Origin of the sequence: Corynebacterium cystitidis (assembly GCF_900187295.1) — a bacterium.
Taxonomy (GTDB): domain Bacteria; phylum Actinomycetota; class Actinomycetes; order Mycobacteriales; family Mycobacteriaceae; genus Corynebacterium; species Corynebacterium cystitidis.
Map to the genome: position 1 here is coordinate 2,247,142 of NZ_LT906473.1, position 15,231 is coordinate 2,262,372.

Genomic DNA, 15,231 nt, shown 5'->3' on the forward strand with positions numbered 1-15,231 from the left:
TGAACTTCAGCTGGTGCATAGGTTACGGTCTTTAACTTGTACTGTTTCTACCCCCTAACAAGCATTGAAGGAACATACGCATGACTTTGACGCCACTTCTTGCCATGACGAAACCTGCCCTCATCTTCGCGGGCCAGGGTTCGAACTGGCAGTACGCGCTTTCTGATGCCGCTTCATCTCCACTGACCCGCAGCCGCCTCAGCGACCTGTTGGACCGCGCACGCACCACCACGGGCCCTGTCGCCCGCCTGCTAGCCTCCACCGTGCCAGGTACCAATGAGCGTCTGCGCGAGTTGATCGGCGACGGCGATGTCACAAGCGGCACCGTCGCAGGCGGCGACGTCGCCGGAGATGAGGGCGTCGCCGGTGACGGAGCTCGGGAGGTTGCTGCGATCGACGCACACCCTGCTGTTTCCGTCCCCGGTATCGTCTTAGGTCAGATCGCAGCTGTTGAGCAGCTGCGCGACCTGGGCCTCGAGATCAACAAGACCGCCCTAGCCGGCCATTCCCAGGGCACTCTGGGTGTTGTCGCGGCCCGCCACCCTGAGCAGGCGCTCGCATTTGCCCTGCTGCTGGGCACCGCCGCCTCCCACGTGCATGGCGCAACTGATGATCGCCCACACATGCTCTCCATTCGTGGCCTGTTCGCAGACCAGGTCACCGAGATCTTGGCTGACGCTTCCGATTCGGCTGCGTCAGCAGCCCCTATTGCCGTGATCAACGGTCCACGCCACGTGGTCCTCTCCGGCACCCCAGAGGCACTCCAGGCCGCACGCTCAGCTATCGAAGCTGCCGCCGAGTCCTTCAACGCTCAGCTCGAAGCCGCCGAGTTCGGTGGCGCGGAAATGAACCCGCTTTTCGACGAGCTGCCCGTGGCCTACCCATTCCACGGAAACACTGCTGAAACCAAGGAAGCTGCCGAGCTGGCCGCCCAGTGGGCTGACGAGTGTGGCATCGACTTGGGCGAGTTCTCCGCTGCCCAGCTGGCAGAAGACATTCTGCACAACCAGCACGACTGGCCAGCTCAGGTTTCTACGCTGCTCGAATCTGGCGTCTCCCACATTGTGGCGCTAGACAAGTCGATTGCCACCATCACATCGAAGCTCACCCATGGTTCTAATGTTGCAGTACTGACGGCCGATTCTGCGTCGACACGCGATAAACTGGCCACCCCGGGCACGGAACTGCCTGAGGCTGTGGATTACTCCGAGTTCGCGCCACGTTTGGTGCGCCTGCCAGACGGGAAGACCTACACCCAGACCCGTTTCTCCACCGTGACCGGCCTGTCGCCCATCATGCTGGGTGGCATGACCCCGACGTCTGCTGATGGCGAGATCGTGGCAGCCGCCGCTAACGCTGGCTACTGGACGGAGCTGGCCGGTGGTGGCATGTACTCCGACGAGGTGTTTACCGCCCACAAGGACGATATGGAGTCCTTCATGGAACCGGGCCGCACCGCCCAGTTCAACACCATGTTCTTCGACCGCTTCCTGTGGAATCTCCACTTCGGCCAGGCACGCATCGTGCCCAAGGCACGTGCGGCAGGTGCATCCTTCAATGGCGTGTGCATCTCTGCTGGCATCCCCGAGGTCGACGAAGCAACCGAGCTGCTAACCCAGCTCAAGGCAGATGGCTTCCCCTATATCTCGTTTAAGCCGGGGACGTCCAAGCAGATCCGCGACGCAGTCAAGATCGCTGCCGCGAACCCTGACTTCCCAGTGATCATCCAAGTCGAAGACGGGCATGCTGGTGGACACCACTCCTGGACCAACTTGGATGACATGCTGCTGGACACCTACGCAGAGGTGCGGAAGCATCCAAACGCGCTGCTCGCCGTCGGCGGTGGCATCTACTCGCCTGAGGTTGCAGCAACATATATCACCGGCACCTGGTCTGAGAAGTACGGCCTGGCACCTATGCCTGTCGACGCTGTGTTCATCGGCACCGTTGCCATGGCTACAAAGGAAGCTAAAGCCACCGACTCGGTAAAAGAACTCCTGGTGAACACCCCCGGTATCGCAGCCGACGACAACGGCGGCTGGGTTGCCCGTGGCACCGGCCGCAACGGTGTTGCGTCCTCCCAGTCGCACCTGTTGGCTGACATCCACGACCTCGACAACTCCTTTGCTGCAGCGTCCCGCCTGATCACGGCGATTGACATCGCCGACTATGAGGAGCGCCGCGACGACATCATCGAGGCAATCAACAAGACTTCCAAGCCGTACTTCGGCGACGTCGAGACCATGACCTACGCCGAGTGGGTCGAGCGCTTTGTTGAGTTGGCTCACCCATTCGTCGACCCCACCTGGGACGACCGCTTCTTCGACCTGCTGCACCGCGTGGAGGCCCGCCTCAACGAAGCAGACCACGGCGAGATCGACACCCTATTCCCTGATATCGATGAGGTTGCCGACGCTCCTGCGATGGTCACCCGCCTCCTCGAGGCCTACCCTGAGGCCCGCGAGATCACCGTTTCCCCACGCGATGCTGCATGGTGGATTTCCCTGCACTACAAGCATGTCAAACCAATGCCGTGGGTCCCAGCCATCGATGGTGATCTGAAGACGTGGTTTGGCAAAGACACCCTGTGGCAGGCACAGGACGAGCGTTACGACGCCGACGAGGTCCGCATCATCCCCGGCCCGCTGGCCGTTGCTGGCATCACCAAGAAAAACGAACCTGTCGCTGACCTGCTTGGACGCTTCGAAGCCGGCGCAACACAGGCGCTTGTCGACGCCGGCCAGGAACCTGAGGAGCAATTCTCCCGCCTGGCTGATGCGAAGGATGCCGAGGAGTTCATCAAGGCTGCTCCTACCATCGTGTGGCATGGTCACCTGATGGCCAACCCCGCCTACGAAATGGACGACGACGCCTATGACTTGATCCAGGATGAGCAAGGAGCCTGGTCGATCCGCATCAACTCTGACTCCTACTGGGATGACCTGCCAGAAGACCAGCGCCCGTTCTACGTGCGCGAGGTCACCATTCCTTTGGACCTGTCCGAGGGTGTTGCCACCGGCGCCTCCCCTGTGGTCTCCGATGAGCGCCTGCCTGATTCGGTCTTCGCGCTGCTCCAGGGCCTGGCAGGTGTCGGCTCTACCTCGGAAAGCGGCGACGAGATTACCGAGATGCCACAAATCATCGAAGGTTCGCAAACCGGTCCTGACGGGGATGCGCCTTTCGGTGTGGCACAGTACTCTTTCACCCTGCCTGCGTCCCTGTTGACCGCGCACACCAACGTCACCGGCGCTGCCCTCGCAAGCTCTGGCAGCGGCGGAAAAGGCAGCGGCGGAAAAGGCAGCGACGAAACCCCGGTGGGAACGCCCGACGTTTTGGTCGGCCCATGCTGGCCAGCAATCTACACCGCACTGGGCTCCGGCCAGCTTGCCGACGGCTACCCCGTCATCGAGGGCCTGCTCAACGCGGTGCACCTCAACCACGTGGTCGACCTGCGTGTGCCTCTGCATGAGCTTGCCGACGGCCGCCGCATCGACGTGATCTCTAAGTGCACCGCGATCGACGAGTCCATTTCCGGGCGCATCGTCACCGTCGAGCTCGAACTCTTCTCCGATTCTTCCAGTCCCGGAGCCTGCGATGGGACGCTTGTCGCAACGCAAATGCAGCGCTTCGCTATCCGCGGCCGCGCCACGGGTACCGCACAGCCCACGCCTGCTCCAGAGTTCGGCGGCGGCAAGTCATCGACCAAGATCGAGGCAACCCCGCGTTCCTTCATGGACCGCACCACCGTCACCGCACCAAGCGATATGACCCCATTCGCGCTGGTTTCGGGCGACTATAACCCGATCCACACCTCCTACAACGCCTCCGGCCTGGTCAACCTTGAAGCACCACTGGTGCACGGCATGTGGCTGTCCGCCACCGCCCAGCACGCGGCGCAACGAGCTGCGCCACAGGGAGCACGGATTGTTGGCTGGACCTACTCCATGTACGGCATGGTCCAGCTCGAAGACGAGGTGGAAATCACCGTCGAGCGCGTCGGCCGCAAGGGGATCCACGCAGCCCTCGAGGTTACTTGCCGTATCGACGGCGAGGTCGTCTCTGTTGGCCAGGCACTGCTTGCTCAACCTAAGACCGCGTATGTCTACCCAGGTCAGGGCATCCAGACCGAGGGCATGGGCAAGGGCGACCGCGACGCATCTCCTGCTGCGCGCGAGATCTGGCGTCGTGCGGACCGCCACACCCGCGAGAGCCTGGGCTTTAGCATCCAGCGCATTATCGACGAGAACCCAACGGAGCTCGTCGTTAAGGGCACAACGTTCCGTCACCCACAGGGCGTGCTGCACCTGACCCAGTTCACCCAGGTGGCCCTGGCTGTGGTCGCGTACGCGCAAACCGAACGCCTGCGCGAGGCGGACGCTCTGGCATCAAATTCCATGTACGCCGGCCACTCCTTGGGCGAGTACACCGCGCTGGCATCGTTGGCGAATATTTTCGACCTCGAGGCTGTCATCGACGTGGTGTACTCCCGTGGCTCCGCCATGGGCGGGCTCGTGCCTCGCGACGAGGAGGGCAACTCTGACTACGGCATGGGTGCCCTGCGCCCCAACATGGTGGGGCTGGCGCCCCACGAAGTAGACGACTACGTTGCGTCGGTCTCCGAGAAGACCGGCGAGTTCCTGCAGATTGTGAACTACAACATCGCAGGCCAGCAGTACTCCATCGCCGGCACCAAAAAGGGCTTGAGCGCCCTGAAAGCTGAAGCGAACGCGATCAATGAACGCGCCTATGTCACCGTGCCCGGCATTGACGTGCCATTCCACTCGTCTGTGCTCCGCGACGGTGTGCCAGCATTCGCGCAGAAGCTCGACGAGCTGCTGCCTGCCGAGATCGACATTGAGGCGTTGGAGAACCGCTACGTGCCAAACCTGGTTGCTCGCCCATTCGAGCTGACCCAGGACTTCATCGACGCCATCAAGGCCGAGGTGCCTACCGAGCGCCTTGCCAACGTCACCCCAGAGAACACCGATGCCAACACTCTGGCACGCACCCTGCTCATTGAGCTGTTGGCGTGGCAGTTTGCATCTCCGGTGCGCTGGATTGAAACCCAGGACCTGTTGCTGCGCGAATGCGACCAGATGATCGAGGTTGGCCTGGCGTCCAGCCCGACACTGACGAACCTGGCAAAGCGCGAGATGGACGTGATCGGCCACCACATCCCAGTGTTCAACGTTGAGGCGAACCAGGATCAGGTCATGCTGCAGGATGTGGTCGAGGCACCGCTTGTAGACGAACCCCCAACTGAATCCGCTCCGGCTGACAATCAGGCGAGCGAGCCTGCGAGCTCACCTGCTCCTGCTGACAATCAGGTTCAGACCGACAGTCAAGTTCAGGCCGGAAGCCAGGCTCGTGAGCTTGCGAACGAGCCTGCGGGCTCGCCTGCACCGGATCTGCCATTTACCGCAGCCGATGCGATCATGGTGTTGTTCTCCTTCCAGAATAAGATGCGCCTGGAGCAGATCAATGACTCGGATACTGTCGAGGAGCTGACCAACGGCGTGTCTTCGCGCCGTAACCAGCTGCTCATGGACATGTCTGCCGAGATCGGCGTTCCTGCCATCGATGGTGCCGCTGACGCTGACGTTGCTACCTTGCGCGAAAAGGTCAAGACTGCAGCCCCCGGCTACCAGCCCTTCGGTTCTGTGTTGGCCGAGGCGATCACTGCCCGCGTGCGCCAGCTGACGGGTGCGGCAGGTGTGAAGCCTGCGTACATCGGCGAGCGCGTCACCGACACATGGGGCCTTCCCGCGTCCTGGGCACCGCGTGTTGAGGCGGAGATCTTGATGGGTTCCCGCGACGAAGAATCCGTCCGTGGCGGCTCCCTGGCTACCGTCCCCACCTCCGCATCGTCGAAGGCAGACGTTGATGCTCTTGTCGACGCTGCTGTCCAGTCTGTGGCGTCGCGCCATGGCGTGTCTGTCTCTCTTGCCGCTGCTGGCGGCGCTGGCGGTGGCGGTGGTGTGGTCGATTCGGCCGCGCTTGACGCGTACGCGGACGATATGAAGGACACCCTGGTCTCTACCGCCCGCACCCTGCTGGGCAAGCTGGGCGTGGATGTCGCTGTCGCTGATACATCCGAGCCAGCCGATACCACCGTCATTGATACTGTTGAGGCGGAGCTGGGCTCCGGTTGGGTCAAGCTGGTCACCCCGGTCTTCGATGCGCGCCGTGCGGTGCTTTTCGACGACCGTTGGGCTCAGGCTCGCGAGGATCTAGCACGCATCGCGCTGGGTGAGCTCACCCCTGAAACCCCTGTCTACAAGACGGCTCACTACCGGTACGCAGGCACCGGTGAAACTGTTGCCGAGCAGGCAGAATGGTATGCAGACAACGGCTACGAGAACCAAGAGCTGCTCAAGGAAATCGCGTGGGCAGCCCGCGGCAAGGCCGACGAAGAGTTCGCAGGTGATGTAGCACTGGTCACCGGTGCTGCACCTGGTTCGATTGCCACAGCGGTCGTCGAAAAGCTGCTTGGCTCCGGCGCAACCGTCATCATGACTGCGTCCAATGTCAGCCAAGCACGCAAGGAATTCGCGCGTCGGTTGTACTTGAACCACGCTTCCGCGAACGCGAAGCTGTGGGTTGTACCGGCCAACCTGTCGAGCTACCGTGACATCGACGCACTGATCGACTGGATTGGTTCCGAGCAGCGCGAGACCGTGGGCAACGAGGTTAAGATCACCAAGCCGGCGCTCACCCCGACGTTGGCGTACCCGTTTGCGGCGCCATCGGTGTCCGGCTCGCTTGCCGACGCTGGCCCTGCCGCCGAGAACCAAACACGGCTGCTGCTGTGGTCCGTGGAGCGCACCATCGCCGGCTTGTCGGAGCTGGCCCAGAAGTCTGATGACTTCCCTGCCACCCGCGCGCACATCGTGCTGCCCGGTTCCCCGAACCGCGGCATGTTCGGCGGCGACGGCGCTTACGGCGAGGTCAAGGCAGCCCTGGACGCCATCTTGGCGAAGTGGGGTGCTGAGGCCGGATGGCCAGCTGGTGTCACTCTTGCCCAGGCGAAGATCGGCTGGGTTGCCGGCACTGGCCTGATGGGTGGCAACGATGGCCTCGTGCCCGCGGCCGAAAAGGCAGGCATCCATGTGTGGAGCCCCGAGGAAATCTCCTCCGAGCTGATCGGCCTGGCCTCCAAGGAAAACCGTGCGAAGGCTGCGGAAGCACCGCTTGAGCTGGATCTCACCGGTGGTTTGGGCGATTCCCCAATCTCCCTGCCAGACTTGGCGCGCGAAGCGGCGGCGTCGGCTCACGCCGACGCCGACAAGGGATCGGACGACACGTCGGCGTCTGCTTCCACCGCAGATGCGCCAGCATCTGCGCCGGTTACGATTAAGGCGCTGCCGAATATCGCCCACCCAACCCAGCCAGTTGATACTGAGGTTGGCGATGTCACCTGCGATCTTGATGACATGATTGTTGTTGTCGGCTTGGGTGAGGTTTCCTCGTGGGGTCTGGGAAGGACTCGTCGTGAAGCGGAATATGGCATCCAGCGCGACGGCGACGTGGAACTGACCGCAGCCGGCGTTCTGGAACTGGCGTGGATGATGAACCTCGTGGAATGGGCTGAAGATCCAAACCCAGGCTGGTATGACGCTGAAGGCAACGTCGTTGCCGAGGAAGACATCTACGACCGCTTCCGCGACGAGGTTGTGGCGCGCTCCGGTGTGCGTACGCTGACCGACAAGTACTTCCTTACCGATCAAGGCTCGATCGACGCCACCGAAGTCTTCCTCGACCGCGACATCACGTTCGCTGTCGCAAACGAGCAAGAGGCTAGGGACATCGAAGAAGCTGATCCGGACAAGACCGAGGTCGCTGAGGTCGACGGCGAGTGGACGGTAACCCGCAAGGCGGGTGCCACCGCGCGCGTGCCACGTAAGGCAACCCTGACTCGTACTGTTGCGGGCCAAATGCCAGACGACTTCAACCCTGAAAACTGGGGTATCCCAGCGCAGATGATCGACGGCCTGGACCGGATTGCTGTGTGGAATCTGGTCACCGCGGTCGACGCCTTTGTCTCCGCCGGCTTCACCCCGGCAGAGTTGATGCAGGCCATTCACCCGTCCCAGGTCTCCTCGACCCAGGGCACCGGTATTGGCGGTATGGAATCGCTGCACAAGGTCTTTGTCACCCGCTTCCTCGGTGAGGAACGCCCAAGCGACATCCTGCAGGAGGCACTGCCGAACGTGGTGGCAGCGCACGTCATGCAGTCGCTGGTCGGTGGCTACGGCTCCATGATTCACCCTGTGGGCGCGTGTGCAACCGCCGCGGTGTCCGTGGAAGAAGCCGTGGACAAGATCGCACTGGGCAAGGCAGACTTCGTGGTCGCCGGTGGTATCGACGACGTTCAGGTCGAGTCACTGACGGGCTTCGGCGATATGAATGCGACCGCCGAGACCAAGAAGATGACCGACCAGGGCATCCATGACCGCTTCATCTCTCGTGCGAACGACCGCCGTCGTGGTGGCTTCCTCGAAGCTGAAGGTGGCGGTACAGTGCTCATCGCCCGTGGTTCCCTTGCTGTGGAGCTGGGCCTGCCGGTCCACGCGGTGTTGGGTTACGCTTCGTCATTCGGCGATGGCGCGCACACCTCGATCCCGGCCCCTGGCCTGGGTGTGCTGGCTGCCGCACGCGGTGGCGAGAACTCGAAGCTGGCCAAGAACCTGAAGTCTTTGGGCCTCACCCCTGACGACGTCAGCGTTTTGTCCAAGCACGACACCTCCACCAATGCGAACGACCCGAACGAGTCCGAGCTGCACTCCATCCTGTGGCCGGCCATTGGTCGCGATGCGAAGAAGCCGATGTACGTGATCTCCCAGAAGACCCTCACCGGCCACTCCAAGGCGGGTGCGGCACTGTTCCAGATCGGCGGCATCATCGACGTTCTGCGTACCGGCGTGCTGCCACAGAACGCGTCGCTGGACTGTGTGGACCCACTGCTGGAGCCAAAGTCGAAGAACTTGGTGTGGCTGCGCAACACCCTCGATCTGGGTGTGGGCAACGTGAAGGCGGCGGCGCTGACGTCGCTGGGCTTCGGGCATGTGGGCGCGCTGGTTGTCCTGGCACACCCAGGTGTGTTCTACGCAGCCCTGCGCCAGCAGCGTGGCGAAGAAGCTGCCGATAGGTGGCGCGAGCAGGCGACCCAACGCCTGCGCCGTGGTGCAGGCCACCTGGAGGCCGGCATGATCGGCAGGACCGAACTGTTTAAGCAGATCGAGAACCGCCGCTTCGCCGAAGGCCACACCAAGTCTTCCGAGATCGCGCTGCTTCTCGACGAAAACGCGCGCCTCGGTAAGGACGGCACCTACCCAATTAAGTAAGATTCCAGCTTGTTAGGGGAAGCGCCCCTCGGTTACCAGTGAGGGTAACCGAGGGGCGCTTCGTCGTTAAGCGGAAACGGAGGGATTTTTCACCTGACGTGGCTCAAGTCAGTAAGATCTGACTTGGCTCATTTTGGGGTGTGGTAAATCATATTGACATTGTGACCGGCAGGTTTACGTCGGATTAGTGCGAAATGTCGTACTAAGAGGGTATTCATGGGGGTAGGTTTAAGCTGTTAACTATGTCACCGAAGACCCGTATGTTTACCAATGCCTCTAGTGCTATAGCTGTCCAAAACCGTGTAGGGATATCGGTATCGTAAACCCGTGCGTGGTCACAACTGGGCTGTGTCAAGTTTTTTAGACGGTTAAACTGTTTTATTGTTGGTTGTGGGGGGTTAGGCTGCGGGGTTGATGGCGTGTTTGCAGCGGGTGATGAATTGGCGCATTGCTTGGGCGGGGATCATTCCGGTGGAGGAGTGGATGCGGCGGCGGTTGTAGTAGGTTTCGATCCAGTGGCCAACTTCGTAGCGGGCGTCAAATTTAGTCGCGAATTGCTTCCGTTCATACAGCAGGTGCAGTTTCAGTGTGGAGAAAAACGACTCTGCTACCGCATTATCCCAGCACACTCCGACTTCACCGATGCTTAAACGCACATCCATCCGACAGGCGGCAGCGGCAAATTGCTTCGAGGTGTACTGCGAACCACGATCCGTGTGGAATATGGCGTTGCCAGCAACATACCCAGCCTTATGTGCCATGACCAGTGCATCTTCAACGAGGTTAGTGGTCATGCGTTCGCCGATTTGCCAACCAACTATCATCCGGGTGGTTAAATCAATGACGGTGGCGAGATACATCCACCCTTGGCCGGTACGCAGGTAGGTGATATCCCCACATAGGTGTGTCGTCGGCATCGCTGCGTTGAAGCGGCGTTGGAGCAGGTCACTGCGCTGTTTGGCGTTTGGGTCTGCGATGGTGGTCTTTTTGAATGCGCGGCGGCGTTTCGTGACCAGGTTGTTGTCTGCCATAACCTTGGCTACCGCGTATTTGGTGGTCTTGATGTTTGCGGCTGAGCAGATCAGCGTAGATGGTGCGTACCCCACCAAAGCCGTTGTGGTTGGCAAAGGCTTGCTTGACTAGTAGGGCGATTGCCTGTCGGTGTCCACGTGGAGTGGATGGTGCTGGTGGGCAGTCAAGGCGTGCTCGCCAGGCGTAATAGCCTGAGCGGGAGACTTGTAAGGCTGTGCACATCATGGTCACGGTGTAGGTGGGGTTGGGGCGGCCTTCTTCGTCGAAGTGGTAGATTACTTCGAATTTGTCTTCGGTTCGATCTCCTTGGCAAGCAAGGCTGCTGCTTTTTTTAAAAACTCGTTTTCTTTACGCAGCTCAGCAATGATTTTCGCCATCTCTTGCGGGTCATCAGAATCAGGATCACCAGCCTTGCGGTGACTGCCGGAACCGGTACCAAGTGTCCCTGTTTCCTGGGCGATCCACCGATCCAGGGTTGACTTAGCGATTTCGTATTCAGCGACAACATCAGCGCGTTTCTTACCGAGCGTCAACACCGCATCGACACACTGCTGCCGGAACTGAGGAGAATACATACGAGGCATGAAACTATCCTTCCAGATCGTTAAGGTTTCAACGTCTAAAAGAATCATGACACCTCAAACAATGAATAAGCACACAATGACGATGATGTCGCGGTGCTAAAACAAAGGCGCAGTGTGTTACTGACGGTGAGCAAACCCAACTGGCACTTGATCGTGCTGGTCTTGGAGTTGATGTGGGCACAGGTAACGCGCATAATCCTGTGCGGATAACACATCTCCGGCCTATTGCTGAAACGAATCGTGCGAACTCTCAAGAAATATCACAGCTGCACCATCAAGGTCGCAGGCCAAACAATGCAAGCTGAAACATCAAATCCAGCTAATATCCAAGAATTCCTCGAAAACTACCTAAACTGTCGTACTAAAATGACCCAACTCAGGTAAGACGGTTTCCGTAATTGGTCAGTTAAGAGAAGTATTTGGGGCGCTGTACAGCTTCCAAAGCTTGCCAATAATGACTAGCTCAAGTTCAGCAAAAAGCTACTATGTTCCTAGGCCTATCTACGTTATTAGCCTCTGAAGAATGTTTGTCTTACTCAGGACATGATGTTTTAAAAATGACTCGAGCTTGATAGCGAGGACATCTCAGAAGAGCTCTTTCGTGTTTCTTTATGAGTATCTGGGACACGGGGGTCAACGGGCGAATGAGTTACAGGGGGAGCATACTTAAGGCCGTTTTGTGCTTTAACTTTTTCTTGAGGGGAAAGTCCCACGTTAGAGTGGATGGTTTCATGTACCCAGTGAGCCCTCGGGGGGAGGTTTGTATGCCACATGGGCCTATCTTGCCCATCGATGCATTCTGGGTTAAATCCGCCGGCAGTGTGTACTGCGTAGAGAGTGTTGTTTTTGTAGACAGGTGCTCCTGAATCTCCACCGCAGGATCGTGAGTCCGTTGACGATTTTCCTTTGAACAGATCGGTATACGTAACGTTTCCAAAGTTCAAAGAGTCTACTTTCTCGGAAATGACTGTTTCCGCCGAAGAAGCATACTCATGGGGTTGACCATAACCAGTAAGTATGGCTTGATCCCCGATCTTCAACGGCTCTGTGGCCACGGTAAATGAATCGGCATTGATTCCGTCACCGACTTTAATAAGTGCAACATCTTCAGTAGAAGACTTGGTATAAATAGCAGCGATACCTGCTACTTCCCCATCTGATTGGCGGAGAAAACCATCCATAAAAGGTGAATTAGAAACACAGTGATGCGCGGTCAACCAGAAATTGTCCCCTACATAGCTTGCCGTGCAATCACGCCGAATACGTTGTTGCTGTGAGTCATCCAAGCTCGGAGTTACTGACCACAAAGCCGCAATACGATTATCATTCACCGGCACAGTACTGCTTGCCTGCAGTGAAGCGAAGTCATTATCTGCAGCGGAGGCCACAGCAGAACAAACCCCTAGAGCAGTAAATGCGCAGGCTAGAGAAGAAAGACCGAGTTTAACTATTTTCATCGGTACCCCACGAGATTAGAAAGGAGAACTTTTTCACTTAACCAGCGTAGCCTGCCACCAGGCTATAAGCTGACCTAATAGAACAACTCCTTGTTTCACTCTCATCTAAGGATCCGCCATTAAAGCTGTCTCACGCAAACTACTTGCTTTCGTCTCAGCAAGCTTATTAATCAGTACCACTCCCGGCACTGCAGCCACGCAATCATCTTTTTCTGATTCGTTATCGTCATCAGTGTCACAGGGTGCTTTTCCTGCTGATCCTAGTGATCGTTCCGTAGAGGAAATCGACAGTAAAGAAACGTCAGATGAGTACCCCACTCCAGTACTGCCAGAGTGGGCTAAAGGAGCCTCATCTGAAACTATAGAGACTGAACTTCCACCGGAAGAAGTCTCCGAGTGGACTCCGACGAAATCTCCTAAATCTACTGTACGCCCTGGAGAAATGCGTAGCGATAGGGAAGAAATACCGGGTGATTTCACCAAAGAAGAGGCGGATCTTGCAGAAACAAAAGAAGCACAGCTGCAAGAAGAAGATAACCCGACCCTAAATTCTGCCCCAGGTTGCAAAGTTTACTGGCCTTCTCCTTTTGAAGTATGCGGTGCAATCCGGGAACTTTATGATTCCATGGGCGGACCGAAAAGCTTTCTGACGTTTCCTAAAAGCAACGAACTAACTAATCCTGACGGTGTTGGTAAAAGGTCTGAATTCGTCAACGGGTTTATCTATTGGCATCCAAAGACAGGTGCTCATACTGTTAGCGTTCCTGCAACCGTCGTGTGGGCAAAGCATGGTTGGGAACGCGGGCACTTCGGGTACCCAATGACTAATGATATCGCTCTCGGAGATAGTTGGTATAAACAAAAATACCAAGGTGGCTACATCTACACACGAAACTCCATTCCAGCAGTACAAGCAGGAATTCAGGGGCGAATCTATGACAAATGGCAGGACATGGGGGCCGAAAAGAGTACCTTAGGTTTCCCTATCAGCAGCGAAGAGAAAACACCTGATGGGATTGGGCGATACAACCTTTTCCAAAAAGGAATTATGGTTTGGCACCCCAAATTCGGCGCTCACGCTATAACAGGCGATGTGCTACTCCAATGGGTGTATGCAGAAGCAATCGGAGAAGGTCAGGGGTATCCCACCGGAGATCCGCAAGATTTTCAAGAGGGGTGGAAGCAGCAGCCCTTTGAAAAAGGAAAAATTTATGGTTTCCAGCTAGAAAAATTTTTCCCAGAATACCTCCCCGGAGCAGGACTCGAACAAGATACACCTACCCTACAAGGCAGCGGAATTGCTGGAGGCAATGACTACACCGATGAACTTCTTCTGGAGACTAGGGATATGTGTGGTAAACCCATACTGCTGCGACGTGGATGGTTTAATACGACGGACAAAGCTCCATGGGGATATGACAAAATTGTTTATAAGCACAACATTTGGAGTTTGTGGTCTATAAAAACCGTGCTTAATAACTCTTGTATACGAGAGCCTCAGGGCCCTTCTATGAGATATGAAGAAATGGTTTATCAAGTCAAATGCTCTGATCCGGTAGGAGCAGTTTGCCAGCTCACTGGTAAATCTTTTGCATACCGTGCGATTGTTGAGCCGAAACCTCGTGGAAACGCTTCAGAGCCACGCGGAATTACTACTATGTATCCCATTCACAATACTGGTACTCACGGAATGAGCGACAAGGCCCCCAGCTGGTTTAGTACAGATATTCCCACTTTGGATTTATGGAAATGGCAGTAACCCCAGAGCATCATTTTGATTTAAAGGCTGCCGCGTTTTCCTTGGCAGAGATCCTTAATAAGGATGCTTTGAGTGAAAATAGATTTAGGGATGACGCCGCTACATCATTGCCGAAATTTCATGGCGCCGCTGCTTGGATCAATACCTTCTTATACATCATTTTGAAAGTAGAAACATCTAACGGCACAGCCTTTGTGGGGTTTGAAACCATCTTCCACCCTGAGGGAACTTTTCAAGAATACTCGGTTGAGTATGAAAATGTCCACGACTTGTGGGCATACGAAATTGCTGGTGAATCATTTCTTAAAGAACTCGATTTTGAGGATCCGGATCGTATCACTTGGTTGAAAACAGATAGGAAAAGTTTCGTTCCTTCTACATGGAACGACTTGCTCGATTTTAATCATGCTTCGAATCAAATATGGATGCAGGATTAAAGGATTTTCCTCTTGACTATCGTCACGAAGGTACTTGACCGAACTGTTTAAGCAGATCGAGAACCGCCGCTTCGCCGAGGGCCACACCCATGACTCTGAAATCGCGCTGCTTCTCGACGAAAACGCGCGCCTCGGTAAGGACGGCACCTACCCAATTAAGTAAGATTCCAGCTTGTTAGGGGAAGCGCCCCCGGTTACCAGTGAGGGTAACCGAGGGGCGCTTCGTCGTTAAGCGGAAACGGAGGGATTTTTCACCTGACGTGGCTCAAGTCAGTAAGACGGTTTCCGTAATTGGTCAAAGATTCCTTGAAGGCGTGTAGAAAATGGTGCTGCCACGTGCTTTGACGGAATCATGCCTCTAATCAGCGATACTTCTCTAATCGGGACTCACGGGAGCCTCCGAACCTACCCCATAGCATGATGCCAACTAGAAAAACTATTAAAGACTCAGCGAAACTTATCGGTTCCCACCACGCACCTTCATAGGGCTGAGCAGGTACCGGAAGCGGGAAACCCTCCGGTATAAGCATATGGAGTGATGCAATCCCAATTAATGCCACCAAGCTCACCGCAGTACCAATTGCCTGCCCCCACAAAGTAACCGAGATGAAAGCGAGT

The 15,231-nt window shown here is 57.1% G+C and carries 7 protein-coding genes; 4 read left to right on the plus strand and 3 right to left on the minus strand.

Features of this window, described 5'->3' with window-relative positions; translation table 11 throughout:
• Positions 1-80 precede the first annotated feature (80 nt).
• A complete protein-coding gene (locus tag CKV99_RS10690; protein WP_092260151.1) occupies positions 81-9,344 on the plus strand; it encodes a type I polyketide synthase in 9,264 nt (3,087 codons plus the stop codon).
• Between the two features lie 398 nt (positions 9,345-9,742).
• Here the strand turns inward: CKV99_RS10690 and CKV99_RS10695 are convergent, their stop codons facing one another.
• The 3 genes from CKV99_RS10695 to CKV99_RS10705 all read right to left on the minus strand — a co-directional run bounded on the left by CKV99_RS10695 (position 9,743) and on the right by CKV99_RS10705 (position 12,417).
• The gene (locus tag CKV99_RS10695; protein ID WP_092260149.1) at positions 9,743-10,375 is read right to left on the minus strand and encodes an IS3 family transposase; all 633 of its coding nucleotides are present in this window, start codon (positions 10,373-10,375) and stop codon (positions 9,743-9,745) included.
• Between the two features lie 276 nt (positions 10,376-10,651).
• Positions 10,652-10,960 carry a transposase gene (locus CKV99_RS10700; RefSeq protein ID WP_231910014.1) on the minus strand — a complete coding sequence of 103 codons (309 nt, stop codon included), beginning with the start codon at positions 10,958-10,960 and terminating at the stop codon, positions 10,652-10,654.
• Between the two features lie 551 nt (positions 10,961-11,511).
• Entirely contained in the window at positions 11,512-12,417 is a 906-nt protein-coding gene (locus CKV99_RS10705) for a trypsin-like serine peptidase (protein ID WP_092261161.1), read from the minus strand.
• A gap of 442 nt (positions 12,418-12,859) precedes the next feature.
• On the opposite strand from CKV99_RS10705, the gene CKV99_RS10710 reads away from it, so the two are divergent.
• Genes CKV99_RS10710 through CKV99_RS14990 form a run of 3 tightly spaced genes read left to right on the plus strand, consistent with a single transcriptional unit; the run spans position 12,860 to position 14,776 of the window.
• Positions 12,860-14,176 (plus strand): LGFP repeat-containing protein, encoded by a 1,317-nt coding sequence (locus CKV99_RS10710; protein WP_092261163.1) that lies wholly within the window; start codon positions 12,860-12,862, stop codon positions 14,174-14,176.
• The gene (locus CKV99_RS10715) at positions 14,161-14,613 is read left to right on the plus strand and encodes a hypothetical protein (RefSeq protein WP_092261164.1); all 453 of its coding nucleotides are present in this window, start codon (positions 14,161-14,163) and stop codon (positions 14,611-14,613) included. Before CKV99_RS10710 ends, CKV99_RS10715 begins: the two co-directional genes overlap by 16 nt.
• A gap of 34 nt (positions 14,614-14,647) precedes the next feature.
• Positions 14,648-14,776 (plus strand): hypothetical protein, encoded by a 129-nt coding sequence (locus tag CKV99_RS14990; protein ID WP_256232298.1) that lies wholly within the window; start codon positions 14,648-14,650, stop codon positions 14,774-14,776.
• The last annotated feature ends 455 nt before the right edge of the window (positions 14,777-15,231 follow it).

Coding starts and splice junctions, on each gene's coding strand:
- CKV99_RS10690 (WP_092260151.1), top strand. CDS start 81: ATGACTTTGACGCCACTTCTTGCCATGACGAAACCTGCCCTCATCTTC.
- CKV99_RS10695 (WP_092260149.1), bottom strand. CDS start 10,375: ATGGCAGACAACAACCTGGTCACGAAACGCCGCCGCGCATTCAAAAAG.
- CKV99_RS10700 (WP_231910014.1), bottom strand. CDS start 10,960: ATGCCTCGTATGTATTCTCCTCAGTTCCGGCAGCAGTGTGTCGATGCG.
- CKV99_RS10705 (WP_092261161.1), bottom strand. CDS start 12,417: ATGAAAATAGTTAAACTCGGTCTTTCTTCTCTAGCCTGCGCATTTACT.
- CKV99_RS10710 (WP_092261163.1), top strand. CDS start 12,860: ATGCGTAGCGATAGGGAAGAAATACCGGGTGATTTCACCAAAGAAGAG.
- CKV99_RS10715 (WP_092261164.1), top strand. CDS start 14,161: ATGGAAATGGCAGTAACCCCAGAGCATCATTTTGATTTAAAGGCTGCC.